Genomic DNA, 3,901 nt, shown 5'->3' with positions numbered 1-3,901 from the left:
CTCACAGTCAATATCAGCGATAACGATAACTTAGGCGATGTCACAACCTTGTCCCAAAAGTCAGTAATCGGTTTGACCGATAAGGACGATCGCCTCACAGGATCGGCATTGAATGACATTATCCACGCCCGCCCCGGCAATGACTATCTTCATGGCAAAGCAGGAGATGACTTGCTTTACGGACAAAAAGGGGATGACGGTATTAGCGGCGGTGATGGCAATGACATTATTTTTGGCGGTAAGGGGATTGACTTCATTAGTGGCGATCGCGGCATTGACTTGATTTACTCAGGTAAGGAAAACGATCGCATTTACAGCGGCGATGGCGACGATATAGTGTTTGGCGACGGGGGCAATGACTACTTATTTGGAGAAATTGGTGCCGACACTCTCACAGGCGGATTGGGTTTTGATGTGTTTGCCCTCGCGATCGATACTGGTGGAACAGATGCTTCCGCTGCTGATGTAATTGCTGATTTTACCCTAAATCAAGACAAAATTGATTTAATTAGCCCCCTTTCTTTTAGCCAGTTAAATATTTTTCAAAGAACCGGCGCTTTTGTTCGCGATACTATAATTCAGTATCAGGTAACAGGCGAATATTTAGCTGTCTTGAAGGGAGTCACTGCCAGCAGTATAGTTCCGCTAGTAACTTTCGTGGTGTAGCTTTCGGGGATGCCGATATATTTTGCATCCCACCAGTAATCTAGCGATAAAAGCTACCAGGCAAATTGTGCCGCCCAACGGGCGTGAGTGCCTAAGTGTTGGGGATGATTGAAGTTTAGTTAGCTTGGGGAAGAGAAAAAGGTTACAAATGATATGAAATGAAGCCGGGAGCAATAAAATAGTAATTGGAGTTTTCTGGTAAGGAGAGCGAGTGATAATATAGAAAACTTGACAATAAAAATGACTGTCAGGAAAGACAGGACTTACGAACTGGCACATGGCAGTGCGTTCGCCTCAGCCCACTCAGGAGTGTATTCACACCTGAAACCCCATTGTAGACGTTTTTAATTAGCAATAAATATTTTTATTGCCGATCACATATTTAAAAATTAAGACATTGCCAATGATAGAGCAAAAACTTGTTTCAACTCTAGTTTGTATTGACTTAAATGTTGAAAATTATCAGAGTTTAATTAGTGGCGTTTCTCCAAATGCTCAAGTAATTATCCTAGATGAAACGCGGGATGGAATTGAGCAAATCACCGAAAGGCTAACAATTGAACAAAATATAGAAGCAATCCACATCATCTCTCACGGCAGTCCAGGTGCAGTACAACTCGGTGCAAATACACTCAACAACAGCAACATAGAAAGTTTCGGCCCTCTACTCAAACAGTGGCGCAAAGCACTAATTCCTGGTGCCGATATTATTTTCTACGGATGTAACATAGCAGCCGGAGACACAGGCCACCAATTCCTCGCTCAACTGCACCAACTCACAGGCGCAAACATCGCCGCCAACACCAATACCACAGGCAACAGCGAACGAGGAGGCACCTGGGACATCCCCCAACTCATCCCCCCATCCCCTCAAAAGCCAAAACTGGCCCTCACAGAAACCACCCTCAAAACTTACAGGGGCGTACTAGGCTTGGCCACCAAAGTTGACTTCCCAACTGGCAGTGGCCCCAGATGGGTCAGCATCGGCGACATCAACGGCGACGGCAAACCTGATTTAGCAACGGCGAACTATTACAGCGACAGCACCTCCATCCTGCTCAACACCACCGCCACAGGAGCCACCACCCCCACTTTTGCCCCCCAAGTCGCCTTCCCTACTGGCGATGGGCCCTCCTGCGTCAGCATTGGCGACCTCAACGGCGACGGCAAACCGGATTTAGCTGTGGCGAACCAACTCAGCAACGATGTCTCCATCCTGCTCAACACCACCGCCACCGGAGCTACCACCCCCACTTTCGCTCCCTTCGTCACCTTCGCTACTGGCAATCGCCTCATCTCCGTCAAAATCGGCGACATCAACGGCGACGGGAAACCTGACTTAGCTGTGACCAGCTTCTTGAGCAACACCGCCTCCATCCTGCTCAACACCACCGCCACAGGAGCCACCACCCCCACTTTCGCCACCCAAGTTGACTTTCCTACTGCCAATAACCCCTTTGATGTCAGCATCGGCGACATCAACGGCGACGACCTCCCTGACTTAGCTGTGGCGAACATCAACGGCGACAGCGCCTCCATCCTGCTCAACACCACTGCCACAGGAGCTACCACCCCCACTTTCGCCCCCCAAATTAGCTTCAGTAGTGGCGATGGCGCCTTCAGGGTCAGCATCGGCGACATCAACGGCGACAGTTTACCTGACTTAGCTGTGGCGAACAGGGTCAGCGGCAACGCCTCCATCCTGCTCAACACCACCGTCCCCTTCGCTACCACCCCCACTTTTGCCACCAAAGTTGACTTCGCTACTGGCACTGACCCCAACTCCGTCAGCATCGGCGACATCAACGGTGACGGGAAACCTGATTTAGCTGTGGCGAACGGGGCCAGCAACACCCTCTCCATCCTGCTCAACACCACCGCCACCGGAGCCAACACTCCCACTTTCGCCACCCAAGTAGGCTTGGCTACTGGCCCTGACCCCTCCTCCGTCAGCATCGGCGACATCAACGGCGACGGGAAACCTGACTTAGCTGTGGCGACCAACGACACCAACATCGCCTCCATCCTGCTCAACACCACCCCCAAAGTTACTGCTGTCACGGCCACCACCGCTGACGGCAGCTACAAAGCAGGTGATACCATCGCCATCACCATCACCTTCGATGCTGCTGTCAACGTAGATACCACAGTTGGCACACCTCAACTGCAACTAGAAACAGGCACAACTGACCGCTTTGCAATCTATACCAGCGGTAGCGGCGGTACTGTACTCACCTTCAACTATGTAGTGCAAGCAGGAGACACCTCGGGTGACTTAGAATACCTCGCCACCACCGCCCTCACCCTCAACGGCGGCACAATTAAAGAAACTGTTGGTACAGCCTTTGACGCTTTCTTAACCCTCCCCACTACCGCCTCAGTCAACTCCCTCGGCGGTAGCAAAGCCATAGTTATTGATACTACTGCACCAACAGTTGCCAGCGTCACCTCTACCACCACTGACGGCAGTTACAACACAACTGGCAACATCAACGTCACCGTCAACTTCAGCGAAGCCGTTACTTTAGCAGGCGGTAATATGAGTGTCGCCTTAAACACAGGCGGCACTGTTACTATTGCACCTTTTAGCGGCACATCTGCTGGCGGCATTTATACTCCAGCAACCGGACAAAATAGTATTGATCTCAACTCAACAGGCATAACTTTAACAGTCGGTGCCACCTTAAAGGATGCTGCTGGAAATGATGCAACCTTGACTATCCCTGCGGGACAATCTTTAACGGATAGCAGAGCCATAATTGTAGACACCATTGTACCCACAGTTGCCTTAACATCCGCATCAGCAACAACAGTCAACTCACCATTTAGCGTCACAGCAACATTCAGTGAAAATGTCGCTGGGTTTGATAATACTGATATCACCGTCGCCAATGCGACTGTCGGTAAATTTGTCACACTTGATGCCAAAACCTACACCTTTGATATCACTCCCACCGCTGATGGTAATGTCACAGTTGATGTATTTGCGGCTAAAGCTACGGATACTGCGAGTAATAACAATACCGCTGCTACTCAACTTGTTCGTACTGCTGATATTACACCGCCAACAGTTGCCTTAACATCCGCATCACCGACAACAATAAATGCACCATTTTTAGTCACAGCAACTTTCAGTGAAAATGTGACAGGATTTAGTACGAGTGGCATTAATGTTACTAACGGTACGGTTAGCAGTTTTACAGGTAGCGGCACGACTTATAATTTTACAGTCACA

At 49.7% G+C, this 3,901-nt stretch carries 2 protein-coding genes; both read left to right on the top strand.

Translation table 11 applies throughout. From position 1 onward, the window contains the following. The coding region (locus QUA20_RS31395; RefSeq protein WP_333194241.1) for a calcium-binding protein at positions 1–666 on the top strand (666 nt) is incomplete at its 5' end. Between the two features lie 403 nt (positions 667–1,069). Next, the coding region (locus tag QUA20_RS31390) for an FG-GAP-like repeat-containing protein (RefSeq protein WP_333194240.1) at positions 1,070–3,901 on the top strand (2,832 nt) is incomplete at its 3' end.

The organism is Microcoleus sp. Pol7_A1 (assembly GCF_036701085.1).
In the GTDB taxonomy this organism is placed as follows: Bacteria; Cyanobacteriota; Cyanobacteriia; order Cyanobacteriales; family Microcoleaceae; genus Microcoleus; species Microcoleus asticus.
The sequence above is the reverse complement of the archived record's forward strand: the minus strand, read 5'-3'. Positions and strand labels throughout refer to the sequence as shown.